Source organism: Aurantimonas sp. C2-5-R2 (genome assembly GCF_036549495.1).
GTDB lineage: Bacteria > Pseudomonadota > Alphaproteobacteria > Rhizobiales > Rhizobiaceae > Aurantimonas > Aurantimonas coralicida_A.
In genome coordinates this window covers 1-13620 of the sequence record NZ_JAZHLJ010000036.1, presented here as the reverse complement: position 1 = coordinate 13620, position 13620 = coordinate 1, and the positions used below count along the sequence as shown (strand labels likewise).

At 61.0% G+C, this 13620-nt stretch carries 14 protein-coding genes and 1 tRNA gene; 2 read left to right on the top strand and 13 right to left on the bottom strand.

Going from position 1 to position 13620, the window contains the following annotated elements:
* Positions 1 to 243: 243 nt before the first annotated feature.
* Positions 244 to 317 (top strand) — tRNA-Gln (locus tag VQ044_RS15160).
* Between the two features lie 276 nt (positions 318 to 593).
* Here the strand turns inward: VQ044_RS15160 and VQ044_RS15155 are convergent.
* The 10 genes from VQ044_RS15155 to VQ044_RS15110 all read right to left on the bottom strand — a co-directional run bounded on the left by VQ044_RS15155 (position 594) and on the right by VQ044_RS15110 (position 8778).
* Complete coding sequence (locus VQ044_RS15155; RefSeq protein ID WP_331827714.1) at positions 594 to 1259, bottom strand: hypothetical protein; 666 nt, start codon at positions 1257 to 1259, stop codon at positions 594 to 596.
* Positions 1260 to 2219: 960 nt separating this feature from the next.
* Positions 2220 to 3566 carry a phage major capsid protein gene (locus tag VQ044_RS15150; protein WP_331827713.1) on the bottom strand — a complete coding sequence of 449 codons (1347 nt, stop codon included), beginning with the start codon at positions 3564 to 3566 and terminating at the stop codon, positions 2220 to 2222.
* 142 nt (positions 3567 to 3708) lie between these two features.
* A complete protein-coding gene (locus VQ044_RS15145) occupies positions 3709 to 3948 on the bottom strand; it encodes a hypothetical protein (RefSeq protein WP_331827712.1) in 240 nt (79 codons plus the stop codon).
* 73 nt (positions 3949 to 4021) lie between these two features.
* Positions 4022 to 4897 carry a hypothetical protein gene (locus tag VQ044_RS15140; RefSeq protein ID WP_331827711.1) on the bottom strand — a complete coding sequence of 292 codons (876 nt, stop codon included), beginning with the start codon at positions 4895 to 4897 and terminating at the stop codon, positions 4022 to 4024.
* Positions 4898 to 5475: 578 nt separating this feature from the next.
* On the bottom strand, positions 5476 to 5769 hold the full coding sequence (locus VQ044_RS15135; protein ID WP_331827710.1) for a hypothetical protein: 294 nt from the start codon (positions 5767 to 5769) through the stop codon (positions 5476 to 5478).
* 8 nt (positions 5770 to 5777) lie between these two features.
* Positions 5778 to 5957, bottom strand: coding sequence for a hypothetical protein (locus VQ044_RS15130; protein ID WP_331827709.1), 180 nt, complete (start codon positions 5955 to 5957; stop codon positions 5778 to 5780).
* A gap of 196 nt (positions 5958 to 6153) precedes the next feature.
* On the bottom strand, positions 6154 to 7698 hold the full coding sequence (locus VQ044_RS15125; RefSeq protein WP_331827708.1) for a DUF3987 domain-containing protein: 1545 nt from the start codon (positions 7696 to 7698) through the stop codon (positions 6154 to 6156).
* Positions 7679 to 7933 (bottom strand): hypothetical protein, encoded by a 255-nt coding sequence (locus VQ044_RS15120; RefSeq protein ID WP_331827707.1) that lies wholly within the window; start codon positions 7931 to 7933, stop codon positions 7679 to 7681. Before VQ044_RS15120 ends, VQ044_RS15125 begins: the two co-directional genes overlap by 20 nt.
* A 45-nt stretch (positions 7934 to 7978) precedes the next feature.
* A complete protein-coding gene (locus VQ044_RS15115) occupies positions 7979 to 8560 on the bottom strand; it encodes a DNA N-6-adenine-methyltransferase (RefSeq protein ID WP_331827706.1) in 582 nt (193 codons plus the stop codon).
* Positions 8557 to 8778 carry a DNA-binding protein gene (locus VQ044_RS15110; RefSeq protein WP_331827705.1) on the bottom strand — a complete coding sequence of 74 codons (222 nt, stop codon included), beginning with the start codon at positions 8776 to 8778 and terminating at the stop codon, positions 8557 to 8559. Before VQ044_RS15110 ends, VQ044_RS15115 begins: the two co-directional genes overlap by 4 nt.
* 185 nt (positions 8779 to 8963) lie before the next feature.
* Here VQ044_RS15110 and VQ044_RS15105 point away from each other — a divergent pair, with 185 nt between their 5' ends.
* Complete coding sequence (locus VQ044_RS15105; protein WP_331827704.1) at positions 8964 to 10130, top strand: tyrosine-type recombinase/integrase; 1167 nt, start codon at positions 8964 to 8966, stop codon at positions 10128 to 10130.
* Positions 10131 to 10449: 319 nt separating this feature from the next.
* Here the strand turns inward: VQ044_RS15105 and VQ044_RS15100 are convergent, their stop codons facing one another.
* Genes VQ044_RS15100 through VQ044_RS15090 form a run of 3 tightly spaced genes read right to left on the bottom strand, consistent with a single transcriptional unit; the run spans position 10450 to position 12900 of the window.
* Positions 10450 to 12189: a recombinase family protein gene (locus VQ044_RS15100; RefSeq protein ID WP_327648577.1), complete on the bottom strand. Its 1740-nt coding sequence runs from the start codon at positions 12187 to 12189 to the stop codon at positions 10450 to 10452.
* The gene (locus tag VQ044_RS15095) at positions 12176 to 12682 is read right to left on the bottom strand and encodes a DUF2924 domain-containing protein (RefSeq protein WP_327648578.1); all 507 of its coding nucleotides are present in this window, start codon (positions 12680 to 12682) and stop codon (positions 12176 to 12178) included. The genes VQ044_RS15100 and VQ044_RS15095 overlap by 14 nt, the downstream gene beginning before the upstream one ends.
* Complete coding sequence (locus VQ044_RS15090) at positions 12679 to 12900, bottom strand: DUF3489 domain-containing protein (protein ID WP_327648579.1); 222 nt, start codon at positions 12898 to 12900, stop codon at positions 12679 to 12681. The genes VQ044_RS15095 and VQ044_RS15090 overlap by 4 nt, the downstream gene beginning before the upstream one ends.
* Between the last annotated feature and the right edge of the window lie 720 nt (positions 12901 to 13620).

Below are 13620 nucleotides of genomic sequence, written 5' to 3'. Positions count from 1 at the left end.
CTTATTCGCTGTCGAGTGTAGCAAGCCCTATGGACAGCACAAGGGCGGGAGCGGGGCTTAGCCGGCCGGCGGCCGGCCTCGGCAGCGCGATCGGCACCGGTTCGCGGTCCGCCGCGACTGCGGCAAGGGGGCGCATCGGTCCGGGCATGGGGATCACGGAAAAATCGCGACAGAGGGTTCACAGTCGCGCCGCCTGCGTCTATATGAGCTTGCATCCGCGGCGCCGACAGGCGGCCGGTACGGTGGGGAATAGGTTAACGGTAGACCCACGGACTCTGACTCCGTTAGTCCTGGTTCGAATCCAGGTTCCCCAGCCACTGATTTCATTGAGGTTTCTGCCTCAAGGCAGCCAAAAATCCCTTTTTTCATGTTGCAACGTGTCGCATTCTAAGCCATTGATTTGTATGGCGCGGAATCTGTGTCACGCAGCGAATAGCAACATGATGCGACATGGGTGCCGGCCCTCCCCTGAATAACAAAAGCGCCCCGCAACCCTAAGATCACGAGGCGCTCACCGGCTTCGGGACGGCGCCCGGCGCTCTGCTGGTCGTGGTGCCCAGCGGCGCTAACGGCTGCTTTGGTAGTGCAGCCGGTCAGGTCGGCGGTTGTGACGCCTGCAGATAGTTGATCACCGCCCCCAGCATCGCTAGGTCGATCTGCTCGCTTTCCATGGCGATGGCCGTGCGGATGGCCTCGATGGCGCCCTCATTGCTGCGAATCGGAGGCGGACTGTCGCACAGTTCGCAATAGAGCGGTCCGCAGGTTTGTTCTCTGAGATCATCACACTCCTCGTCGCTCAATCCAGCGGGCGCGGCGTCGTAAGCTGCCTCGGCAGCCCGGAAGCGGACGATCAGATCGAGCATCGGATCCGGCCCGACGTGGCGTGCCGTCGCCGCGCCCATGCCGACACCATGGCGTTGGTCGCCTGCGGCCGGGGGCAGATCGAGGAACTTCACGATCTGCCCCGCAGATACGACAGCCGCGAAATCTCGCAGAAGGATGTCCCTCGTTTCGGTCGGGAAATCCTCCAGCCCAATTGCGCGACATAGCCGCCAGAATTCGTAGCAGCCCAATTCCTCCACGCGCGGGTCCTCGTCCTCCAGAACGAAGGTGCCCTCGAACTCTTGGTACGGGGCGGCGATCTCGCGGGCAGTGTAAACTAGCATCGCGTCGTCGATCTCGTAGTCGACGATCTCCAGCCGGGCGATCCGAGCTTGATCGTCTGCCCTGCGTGCGAAGTCTTTTATCTGAAATGTCATGCTCTTACCTCCAGGGCCAGGACGGCCGGGCGGCCGGGAAGGCCACGGCGGAAGAATGCATGGTCTTCCTGGCATGTCAACCCGGCCCGGCAAGAAAAAATCTGGGCGGACACCTTCCCTAACTGGACATGCGAAGTAAATGGAATTGGTAAAATGGTAAAATGGAATTGGTAATTTGGTATATGGTAAAATGGAATTGGTAAAATGGTAAAATCTAATCATGACTATAGTTGTCGCCAGCGCAAGAGGCGGCGTGCATTGCTAGGCGTTGCGTTCACCACGTCCGAGCGCGTTGCCATCGCCGAAGCGGTGCGGGCCGCGATGGATCGCGGCGAGGACGACCGAGCGCGGATAATCCGCAAGATTTTGCGGAATTTAGCGACAGGACATCTAGGGAGACCCGCACGATCGCAGCCGAGAAGGCCGGCTTCGGAAACCCGGAAACCTACCGCCAGGCACGAAGCGTCGTCGAAATCGAACGGGCGGAAGCTGTGCTGGCGAGGCTGCGGATGGTCGAATTGGCGGGGACGCGGCCAAGCGCCGACCCTAGGGTAAAATTACCACAGGGTCCCACCGGCAAGGCCCGTGACAAGGCGGCCAAGGCGGTCGGGGTAAGCGGGAAGTACGTGTCCGACGCCAAGTTGGCGACGATATAGCTAAACGACACACCCCGAGACGCGGCATGGGGCCTTGACCTTCCTTGGGTCATGTTTTCATTTGCAGATACGCACGGAAACCGTCCCCGCCGGTGCGGTGTTTTCGCGGCTGTGGTCCATTAGGCACCCCCGTATGAAAAAAAGGCCCGCGCCGTTAAGCGCGAGCCCTTCGACGGTTTGGAGTCCGTCTGGCGGTTCGAACGGTGCGCTGAACTTCAATGCCGGCACGCACCGCCCGTCTCGGAGGCCGTTCCCCCGTGTCCTTAGCCGGCCATTCATCGGCGGGCCGAAGCCCGCCGTTATCTTACGCCGTTATTCCGTCGAGCACGGTGAACGCCGCTTCCTGCTCGGCCGCGACATCCGCCCGCAAGTGCGCCACGAACGCATACTGATTCACATCCGCGAACCGCTCTTTGAGCACTTCAATGCGCAATTCGCTGCGGATTCCGACCATAAGGCGCGACCAGTCGCCGGCAATAATCGAAGACTCATTTGTCCCCACGCCGCCATTAACGGGAATCGCAGTGGTCGTCAGGATCGGAACACCGGCAATCGCAGGCGGAACCTGCAAAGGCTGGCCATCCGTGGCCGTCAATCCGGCGAGAGTGCCGTCGTCGCGAGGCGCCATGACGTAGCCAGTAGCATCCGAATTCGCTGTCCGCAGCGCGGTTCGCGCGGTGATCAACGCTCCGTAGCCGGACAGCGCGCCGCCCGCGAAGGCATTGGCCGTCAACCCGGTGAAGTTGACGACGCCTCGCGGCTCGGGCGCGGTGCCACTGCCGAGAAGAGCGACACGATCCAACTCGCCCGCCATCGCCGCGGCCATGATTTGCGGAAGGATCGTCTCCATGTTCAAGCTGTCTTCCAACAGCTCGCGGGAAACGCGCACCATTACCATCAAACTGCGCGGCGTCAGCGCCACTCGTCCGAAGGTTGGGTCGCTCTCCGCAACGAGCGCATTCTCGTTACGCCAGCCGGGCGCGGGATCAGTCGCAACCTTGGCGATATAATTTTGATCCGATGCCAGCGGAACAGTTTGGGCACCGGCCCGGAAAACGACCGACGCCGCCCGCAACCGGTCAATCATTCGCGCTGACAAGATATCTGGCACGGTATAACCGCCACTCGAGTCCGTGCCTTCGGCCAGCGCTCGCCGCTCTACGTCGCCTTTCGGACCCAGGACCATCGCGCGCAGATACGCGCCCGTAGAAACGCCGCCGAACTCGTCTTCGCCCGCACGCTCGCGCGTGTAGTCGGTAAAAGACTGCCCGGAACGCAACGTGAAGGCCTCGGCCGGTTCGTCCGTCGAAGTCGAGAAGCCCGAGGCGCCGCTGGCCGTGCCATCGGCCATCATCGGGCGACGGGACTTGCCGTTCAAGGTGTCCAAGCGCGATTCGATTCCGTCGTAAACCGCCATCAGCCCAGTATGAGCGACGTCCAGTTCAGCGGCTCGATCTTCATCGGCACCCGCCATTCCGTCGAGCAATTCGCGAGCAATGGCGACGATGGCCTTTTTCGCGGTATGGGCGGCGCGGGTGTCCTTGATTTCGGACACGTCATAGCGCGCGAGATCGTCGGGGAGGCCCGCCTTGCGGAGTTTTGCGCCAGCGACTTTTCGAATCGCTAGAGCTTGTTTTTCAGTGATAGACATATTTTATTCCCATATTACCGATCGCCTCGGCGAAGCGGCAGGAACCGTTCGGCGGCCCATCGGGCTGCTTTTTCGGTTGTTTGGGGTGATTTGCGCCATCGGCGCGGGGCCCGACCGCCCATCGGGTTGTCGGAAATAGGGTTTATGCAGCGGCCATGAGCCGCGCCGCTACATGATGAGCGATTGTATCTCGGGCGCCCTCAAGCGCGCCGATCGCCGCGCCGGCGCCGTTTGTGACCGTTAGCAGTTCAGAACCGCAGACGATCAAGGCAAGACCAAGCCCGGTCGCGGAGGCGTCGTTGTCGATGAGGCCGGCAATCATGCGATCGACATCGGCGACGACTCCAGGGAACAGTGCGTCAAAATCATTATTCTTCTTCATATCATCCTCGCGTGTTCTTTCTTGTAAGGCAACGTATTGATGGTTGAGGTACTACCGCAACAATATCAAGTACTTACGCGGCCAGCCTTTCCGGCGAATTGTTGTCGTTCGCGGCGTCGGGAAGTTCAAACGCAGCGATCGCGGCCGTTATGTATTTCCGCATAAGCTCTCCGCCCAATGCCTCGGCCCGCTTGAAGGTAAGCCCGTGCCGCTCGCCAAGTTGTCTTGCCGTCATCTTATGGACGGCCAGATCAACCAATCCGGCCCAGGAATCGTTGTCCATTCGACCGCGGATAGATTCGATGCTTTCCATCGCGATGAGCCGGTCAAGTTGCGGCGTTGACGGCGGACGGGACACGGCCGCGGTGCCAGATGAGCCAACGGTGAGCGGCTTGCTTGACTTGGCGACCGGGCCGCGCGGTTGGCGGAATGTGTCCATGCGCAGCGTGCGCCACTGGCCGTTTTTCAAAACGAGATACGGTTCGATCTCGCCGGGCACGATCCGTAGCTCGCCCGCCTTGTGCAGCGCAATGAGGGTTTCGGCCGTCGCCTCGTTGGACATCAGGCGCTCGGCACCATAGCCATCCGGGAAGTCGCCTTCGCCATCGTCGCCCTCGCGCACGTCGGCGAGGCTCAATTCTGCGATCCGCCCGGCCGGCGACGGGATGGCGCTTGGGTCAATCGACACGTCAGCGTAGAGCGCGGCAAACCCCGCCAGCACGGCAGCGGCGACGCGATTGGCCCGAGGGTCGTCTAAAAGCGTTCCCGCCGTCGCACGCGCCATCGCTGGCCATTGGTGGGCAGCCTTGCCGCTTGCGGCCTTCCTGTTGTTGTTGGCGGCCACGGGCGATGGCGCAGGCGCGGCCTGGGGGAGGTATGGCGGGCGTTGCCAAACCCTGTTGCGATGGATTTCCGAGTTGACGAAGTTTCGGCCGTTGATTTCGATCATTGCAATCCTGCCGATTTGCGTATATTATTGAAGTCGATTGCCGTAGAGCCCCCGCCAACGCGCGTTAGCCGCTGTCCGGTACCAAATACCTGTACGCCTCGCGAAGCGCGCCAGCGGCCACGCATGGCACCCACGGGGTGGATCACGCTTCCATAGCCTCGCCGGTCCGAACCCGCGTTCCCAAGGCAAATTTCATAATTCCAATACAGGAAATTTGCTTCCCTAGGGTAAGGCAATCGTGGCCACGGGGGTCACCACCTCGAAACCTGCGGCGGCGCGTGTTTCTGTACCCCGCCGGTCTGCGATTGTTGCCGTTACCATCCTGCGAGCCACCCCATCCCTCGCGCGCTTGCACGCGCACGCGAGGGTTTTTCTGTAATAGCAATAGAGCGGAGTGGGAGCGTCGGTGCTGCCTGCCGGCCGGGTAGTCATGCGCGGTACCCCGTGGCCTTGCGTGCCGTGCTTGGTGGTGTGGGGTGCGTGGCTCACTTGAATTAGTTTCAAGTGACATGCGCCGTATCCCTGCGCGCACGCGCAAAACCCGGTCGATCCCTGCGACCCACCCCATGTGTGCGCCATCACGCCGCCGCATCGTTGTCATTGCTGGCCACGAGCCGCCGTTCTTCCGGCGAGCGCAGCCGAATTCGCCAACCTCGGCTGCTGCAATACCACACGGCCTCCTTCCCAAGGGCTTGCGCCACGTCGCGCGCCACTGCTTCTGTGGCGTCCAGAGCACCGGCCAGCGCGTCTAGCTGCAGTCCGTCCTCGGCCTTGCCGACAACCTTGCGGGCCGCCGCGGTGAGCGCATCGAGCCGGGCTGCTGGCGTGGTGACGCGGTGCCGAAACACGGGATCGACGGGGCGTGGTTTCATCGACACAATCATTGTGGACGATTCGGCATGTATTCGACCGCCGCGGCGTGCGTCCCGTCCGCGTCGCTGATCAGAATAATCAGGCGCGGGAAAAGGCTGCTCGCGTCAATGCCGACCAGCGTGACCGGCTGTCCGGTGTCGGGGTGAAGGCCCGGTTTCGGTTCGATTGGAATCATAGTCGTTTCCATTGGTAATCTCCTCGTTTCAGGGTGCCCGTTAGGGCGGTTGCCTTGTGAAGTGTCCGCAAGTGTCCCTTGTGCGCGGGAGTCATTCTGGAAGTGTCCACCTATATAAAAAATGGTGTAGGCAGTTTATGACTCCCGCACGCAAGGGACAGTCGGTGACACTTGCATAACCTTGCCGTTGCAACCATTAGGCGACATCCTATAGCGTCGAAGCGATTAGTTCGCGCGCCGCGTCCCGCCTTTCGTTTTCCGCAGCGGCTCGGTCGCGGAATACGGAATGCACAGAAGGATGCACTTGGTAATTCTTCGAGTCGCGCCGGATCGAGAACAACGGTAGCAGCCATCCCATGGCATCGAGCGTTTCGAGGACGGTCTCCGCCTGCTTGGTATCAAGCGCCCGCATCGTCCGATCACCGCGCCGCACGTCTCGCGCCGTGATCTCGTCCAGCTCATGCGAAAGTATGTATCCCGCCGTCGCCAGAAGCGCGTCGTGGCGGTCAGACATCCCGATGACGTTTGTGTAGAATGCGACCGCGTGCGGCAGGAGGAAGCCGTGCAGGAAGGCCGCCACGCGGCCCGCAGTGTCCGCAGTGACGATTGATGCGGGACGTGGCGCCGTGCTCTCGCAGCAGTGCCAGACGACGCACAGACGGGCGAATAGACCGTCATATTTTCCGATGTGAGCGGCCAGCTTTTTGTTGACGCCCTCCCATGCCCCGACAAGGGCGTGGTGCCTCTCGGCAAGGTCGGCACGAATTGCCTGCGCCGCGTCGTTAAATCGGAGCGGCACTTCAACAAGGCCGGTTTTCGGATTGGCGAGCTTGTGTAGCCGGTGAACCAAAGCGCTATATTCGGCGACAACGGGCGGCGTGGGTTCGTCCTTTCCGACGCTCGACTCGCCCATGACGATCGGAAACAGGCGCTGCAAAAGCCCGTCGTCGTGCATGTCGGCGGCGATGCGGCGAATGGGGTCCGGCTGGATGCCCCCCAAGAGGCAGACAGAAAGGTTGTCAATCCATACCGAGCCCCGCCCAATCCGGTTGACGACATACGAACCGCCATTGAAAGCCTGAAGCCAAAATCCTCGATCCTTCGCCGATCCGCGTCCGCTTGTGTATTTTTCCATACTGCCGAACCATCCGGTCAATTCATCTTGCAGGCACAAAACGCCGTTCGGACTGTCCTTCAAGACCTCTTGCGCGGCCTCGATCGTCGTGTCTTCGAGCCGGATCCTGGTATTCGGCGGCGGGGCCGTCGTCTTGCGCTCGTCGGCCGGCAGGGCGTCGTGCTCGGCCTTGGCCTCGGTAAACGCGCGGTAGAGATCAGCGTCGATCGACTTCAAAGGCGCGCTGGCCGCCGAAATCACCGGCGACTTTTTCGCGGACGGCTGGCCTACGAGTGCCACCCAAAGGCGGGCACTTTCCACCCAATTCCGATCGTGCGCCTTGACCCTCAACTGGATGGTATCGCTCACCGCGGCGGCGCACACGGTCAGGGCAGCCGCAGCGAGCCCGCCCGGATCGACGCCCATCGTTTCGGCTTGCACTCGCGCGAACCGCTCCAGGATCGGCGGTAGCAGGCCTTCGGGCAGGGGCGGATGCTTCGCCCGCGCCCAAGGGTCAATAGGTCCGTAACGGTTGTTGTTGGCGGCTTTCGGCGCGGTGCCCGACACTGCACGTGTTTTATTGTATTTGCGCAGGATATCATCGAGGACGGATGCGTGATTAGCGGTCAGTGGTGCCACGATTTTCTCCATCAAGGGCTGCCATTGCGGCGCCGGTTAATTCGATTGCGAACGCCGGTGCGAACGTCGCCACCGCGTTGGCACCACCGCGCGGTGCGTAAACTCGGGGGCCCCGCGGTGTTTCAACAAGCTTCAATCCGAAAATCCTGATGTCAGGCGTCAATTGCGCGTCGAAAATAGCGAGTCGCTTCGATGGCGTGCCGGGCGGCTCAGGGCGAATGGCGAGAATTTCCACGGTGGTCTCCTTTCGGTTGGTTACGGGGTGGTTGGCGGGTGGTGTTTAGGCCGCCTGCCTCAATGCAGGGCGGTTGTCATTCGCGGCACGCATACAGTGGCCAACGTCCGCGAAAATAGAAGCGAACCGCTCAGGACGCGGCCCGAAATAAGTGAAAACCTGGCCCATCGGCAGCCCACCGCCGTTCTTGCGCGTGGGGCTTTCAAAGGGTATGCGGCCCCGCGTAAAGCAAAACCCAGAAGCCGAACCGACGAGCGCAGCAAACCATGCAGTATCGGCCGAATTGTTCGTCAAGATGATGGCCTCAGTGCATCGGCCCGACTCGAACTCCTCGACAATCTTTGCCGCGAACTTCGGCATTAATCCGCGGCTATATGGTGGATTCATCCACACCTTGCCGTGCCACTCTTTGTCGAGTCCGTTGGTCTCGGCGGTATAGAACGTGCCGGCTTTGACCGTGGCCTGGGCTATCGGATTTGATGCGGGGTCGACATCAATTTGGCCCATGACTTCGCGCGCCATTTCGATATAGCGGGCTGGCGTGTACCACTCGTTGTCGCCCGAGAATTTGCGGGCCGTTTGGGCGCCTGGTGCGTTATCGTTGGCGGCGATGAACAGGTCGCTCACGCCGCCACCGCGGCGCGGCCGGCAGTTTCTTGTTCCGAAATCCACGCCATCAGCGTCGTTTTCCGAGCGCAGATTAGCGCCCCCACGCGGAAAGTAGGAAGGCCACCCTTCGATGCGAAGTGATAAACAGAGCGCCTATCGAAGCCGGTGTAGTCGGCAATCGCGTCGGCACCCTTCAGAAGGTCTGCGGCGAGGGTGTTATCGTTGGCGGCTTCCATGAATGCTCCTGAAGAAAAATGCGGAAAGGGGCTTGACACCTTTCCTGTTAACGGTTTACTGTATCTCTTGGATCAGTGTGTCATACGTTAACATATTTTTGGCACTTTGTCAATATGTTTACGTGGATTGCATGTTGCAAAGAGTCCGTTAGTCTTGCATGGTGTCCCTCAACCGAGGGGGACGCATGGCCATACGTGTACGGAACTGGACGACTGCCAAAGGTGAGGCGAAGTCGGCTTATGTAGTCGATTACTACGACCAAGCCGGCAAGCGACACATCAAGACATTCTCCCGCAAGAAAGACGCCCAGGCATTCGATGCGAAGACGCATATCGAAGTCGCAGGCCGCCTTCACATTGCCGACGCAGACACGATTACTGTGTCTGCAGCAGCCGAGCTTTGGCTAACGAGTTGCGACGCGGCAGGCCTCGAGAGGTCAACGGTAGCGCAGTACCGACAGCACGTTCATCGCCATATCGTCCCGCTCATCGGCACTCATCGCCTTACGGAGGTCAGCGTGCCTTTTGTGCGCGCCTTCCTCGACAAGCTTAGGGAGGAAGGTCGTTCCGAGGCGATGCAACGAAACGTGCGCGTCTCGCTCGGCTCTGTCCTATCGGACGCGCAGGAACGGGGCTTAGTCGTCCGCAATGCCGTCAAGGAAATGGGTCGGGACAAGAAAGGCCGAACGCGCCACTCTGGACGTCACCGCACGCAAGTTCAGGCTGGCGTAGACATTCCAACGCCAGCCGAGGTGAAGGTTATCCTTGGCGGCGCTACGGGGCGTGTTCGCGTGTTCCTGATGACTGCTGTCTTCACCGGCATGCGGGCATCGGAGTTGCGAGGCCTTCGCTGGTCCGACGTCGATTTCTCCAAGTCTTCGATAACTGTCCGTCAACGAGCCGATGCATATCAGGAGATTGGCTCCCCAAAATCGAAGAAGGGCCGACGCACCATCCCCATGGTCTCCGGTTTGGCTAAGGCCCTCACCGAATGGCAAAGCCAATGTCCGACTGGCGATCAGGATCTCGTCTTTCCGAACGGCGCCGGGAATATAGAGTTTCACGTCAACATCATCCGCAGGCTCTACGCGCCCGTGCAGATCGCAGCGGGCGTCACCAGCGATGATGGCGGGCCGAAGTACCCCGGCCTGCACGCTCTGCGACACTTCTATGCCTCTTGGTGCATCAACCGAAAGGAAGATGGTGGTCTCGGGTTGCCCCCGAAAGTGGTGCAGGAGCGGCTCGGCCATAGCTCTATCCAGATGACGCTGGACGTGTACGGCCACCTGTTCGACAAGGGCGACACCATGACCGAGATGGACAGCGCCGCAGACATGCTGCTGACCGTATAGCGACATGACTGCGACATGAGCGGAAAAATCGCATTGAAAACAATGGCGAGTAGGGGACTCTGACTCCGTTAGTCCTGGTTCGAATCCAGGTTCCCCAGCCAACTAACTCTTTGTTTTTGCACCATTTTTATTGATTTCACCGCAGTCGAATTTCCACCGTGTATTCCGCAGGTTACGCGCTTCGGATGCGCATCGCCGTGCCGGTGAGACGGATTCGCGCCGCACTTAGCGGGCGACAGGCCGTTTTATCTCTGTGCGCCGCTTTCGGCGCGACGGATGTGAAGCATTTTGGCAGATTGATTGGGAAGCTTTGGCGTCGTCAGCTCGCCGCGAAGCCGAGGAATTCGCGCTGCCGCAACCAGTCGTGCGGCAGATCCCCGGACTTTGACAACAGTCGCAGCTTGGTCAGTTCCACAGGGTGTTGGCCCCTGAGAAGGTCGACGACGATGTCGGGCGCCAACCACGTCAGGCGAACACGAGAAGTCAGATAGCCCTTCGGCAGACCCAGCCGCTTCGACATTGCTTCGATGCTGTCGTCGCTGCCCGAGAGCAATTGATCGCGGATGGTGAACGATTCCCTGAGCAGTTTTTCCAGTTCCGGATCGGTTTCGCCGACCTGTGCATCGCCGATGATCAGACGCATTCCTTTGCCCCGGCGCACAAGCTGCGCCTCGATCTCAAGGACGATGATGTCTTCCGCGGACCGCACCGGGTCCACATCGCTGGCCCCATCCCCTGTACCGGGCTTCAGGATTTCCAGTATACTGGACTGTCTGACGCGGATCCAAATGCCGTTGGCATCAACGATCACCTGCTCGACAACGGCGCGCACAAGCGCTCGCATGTCGATCGACGCAAGCTGCGGCCATGCTGCCACGATTTCCTTTGCGCGACCGAGCATCAAAAGCTGAACGTGAGCGTCGAGCCCTGGCGACGCGATGATGTCGCCAACGTCGGAGGGAGAAGACAGCAGGGACCGAAGACGATCGGCAACCAGTGCCTCGACGTCGCCCGCCGGCACCCGCAGCGGCCTCACCTGCTCTTTGGCCTCGTTCCCCTGTTCGGTGGCAGATGAGTAGTAGCGGTAGCGCAAGCCACGTTTGACGGAATGTGTGGGCGTCATCCGCCTGCCGGCGCTGTCAACGATCAAGCCGGCGAGCAGGCTCGGATACTGCGCTCCAATGCCCAACGACCGATCGACCCGGTTGGCCGCAAGCTGGTTCTGGACCGCCTGCCACAAATCCTCGTCGACGATGGGTTCGTGCAGCCCGGCAAAGATCTCCCCCTTGTGGACGATCTCGCCGCGATAGATGCGGTTGGCAAGCAGATGGTAGAGCGCACCGCGCGAGAACCGCCTGCCGCCATAGGTCAAACCATTTTCAGATTGGGTCTTTTTGCTGACGATGCCAAGCCGGTCGAGTTCCCCCTGTAACAGAGATACCGTGCCCAATTCGCTGTATCGCCGGTAAATGAAGCGAACCGTTTCTGCCTCTGCTGCATTGACCACCAGCTTTCGGTCACGGGCATCGTAGCCGAGCGGCACGTTGCCGCCCATCCACATGCCCTTCCGCTTGGAGGCGGCGATCTTGTCGCGGATGCGCTCGCCGGTGATCTCGCGCTCGAACTGGGCAAATGACAGGAGCACGTTGAGCGTAAGCCTGCCCATGCTGGTCGTGGTATTGAACTGCTGCGTCACCGAGACGAACGAGGTGCCGCGTCCGTCTAGCGTTTCCACGATCCTCGCGAAGTCAAAAAGCGAGCGGGTCAGCCGGTCGATCTTGTAAACCACCACCACATTGACCTTGCGGGCCTGCACATCGGCAAGCAGGCGCAGCAAGGCCGGCCTCTCCATCGTCCCGCCCGACAGCCCGCCATCGTCATACATCTCGGGCATGACGTTCCAGCCGGCATGCTTCTGGCTTCTGACATACGCCTCGCAGGCCTCGCGCTGCGCGTCGAGTGAATTGAACTCCTGGTCCAGGCCCTCCTCGGAGGATTTGCGGGTATAGATGGCGCAATGGAGCACGGGCGACCGCGCCGAACGATCAGGCGCCTTCATGGCCGTCGATCCCTTTGTTTGCGGAACGGCGTTCGACCTGCGCAGCGCCATCCACGGCGCTGCGGGTGAGGCCGAAGAAGCGTGGTCCGGACCAGTGTGCTCCGGTAATCGCGCCTGCGATCACCGAGAGCGAGCGATGGCGTCGACCCTGCCATTCAAAGCCGTCGGCATGGACAAGAACCGAATGGGTCACCCCGTGCCATTCGCGCACCAGCCGTGTCCCCGGTTTGAGCAACACCGCCGTACGGGTTTTCGTGGAGGCGCGTTCGCCGGGACCGGTCGGCGCGACCGAGAGCCGCCGCAGACACGCTTTTGAAAGCTTACCCAGGGCTTTCTCCTGCAGCCGGTAAGCAATGCCGCGGACCAGCAGGTCGCGGCTGAGCCGCATCGGCGGCGCCATCCTGAGATGACGCCGCCACTCCCCGCGAAGCTCGAATATCGTCAGACCTTCAAGCCGGGGGATCTCGTCACGCAGGTCGGCCCCAGGCTTCACCGCGCCGTTCCTGTCGTACCCTTCGCCTCGATGCGATAGCGCCGTGCCTCGGCCCCGTCGCGGCTCGACATCAGATTGAACTTGAGCTTCTTTTTTACAGTGCCGGCGAAGAAGCCGCGCACGCTGTGCTGCTGCCACCCCGTCGCCGCCATGATCTCCTCGATGCTCGCCCCCTCTGTCCGGTTCAGCAGTGTCAGGACGCGTTCCTGCTTGGTCATACGAGCGCCATCACTTACCCCGGCATCGGCCTTTACCGGTTCGCGCGTCCCCGCGGAAACGCTCCCGCCCGTTGCCACGGGCCGGACGTTGGCCGTCGGCATTTCCCCACCGGCCACCTTGCCAGTCGCCTTTCTACGACGCGGAGTTCGGGACGCTACGCCCTCAGGCATGCTTGCGATCTTCGATTGAACGGGATTGGTCTGTTTCGTCATGGTTTCAGGCTCCGTCAAAGCGGCGCCTCTATTGGCGCCTGCACTGACTAAAGCCCTGCAAAAGTACAGGGCGAACCTGGCATCGACCGTCCATGGTTATGGACCCGGCTGGCCGCCATTCTTCGGCGCCAGCCGCACCCGTAGCAATGCGTGCTAAGGGCGCGAAGTCCAGTCGAAAATGCAGAAAACTCCCGAACGAAATATCTCCTTAATGGGGGAGATGTCCCGTTCACTGTTGAAATTCTGAAGGGGCGGCGTTGCCCGCCTTGAGCCGGTAGGCTCAGGGTGTCGAATCCACTTCGGAGAGCAACGCCATGATGATGCTTCCCCGAATTGGTGGCTCTTGCGCATGTTGTGTGGTCTTGAGGCGTGGCGACTCTTTCTAATACCAGCGGGAGCGAAGGCGGACTCGTTGGGGATTGAACGAACCCGCTAGCGCGGGAGTGGAGCGAGCGTTTTAGGAGAGGCCTCCTGTCTGCGAGGATTGTGGTTGTTAGCCCGATCCCA

Bases quoted from the DNA above. Each gene is read 5' to 3' on its own strand.
- VQ044_RS15155 (WP_331827714.1), bottom strand. From the start codon at position 1,259: ATGACATTTCAGATAAAAGACTTCGCACGCAGGGCAGACGATCAAGCT.
- VQ044_RS15150 (WP_331827713.1), bottom strand. From the start codon at position 3,566: ATGTCTATCACTGAAAAACAAGCTCTAGCGATTCGAAAAGTCGCTGGC.
- VQ044_RS15145 (WP_331827712.1), bottom strand. From the start codon at position 3,948: ATGAAGAAGAATAATGATTTTGACGCACTGTTCCCTGGAGTCGTCGCC.
- VQ044_RS15140 (WP_331827711.1), bottom strand. From the start codon at position 4,897: ATGATCGAAATCAACGGCCGAAACTTCGTCAACTCGGAAATCCATCGC.
- VQ044_RS15135 (WP_331827710.1), bottom strand. From the start codon at position 5,769: ATGAAACCACGCCCCGTCGATCCCGTGTTTCGGCACCGCGTCACCACG.
- VQ044_RS15130 (WP_331827709.1), bottom strand. From the start codon at position 5,957: ATGGAAACGACTATGATTCCAATCGAACCGAAACCGGGCCTTCACCCC.
- VQ044_RS15110 (WP_331827705.1), bottom strand. From the start codon at position 8,778: ATGGAAGCCGCCAACGATAACACCCTCGCCGCAGACCTTCTGAAGGGT.
- VQ044_RS15105 (WP_331827704.1), top strand. From the start codon at position 8,964: ATGGCCATACGTGTACGGAACTGGACGACTGCCAAAGGTGAGGCGAAG.
- VQ044_RS15100 (WP_327648577.1), bottom strand. From the start codon at position 12,189: ATGAAGGCGCCTGATCGTTCGGCGCGGTCGCCCGTGCTCCATTGCGCC.
- VQ044_RS15090 (WP_327648579.1), bottom strand. From the start codon at position 12,900: ATGACCAAGCAGGAACGCGTCCTGACACTGCTGAACCGGACAGAGGGG.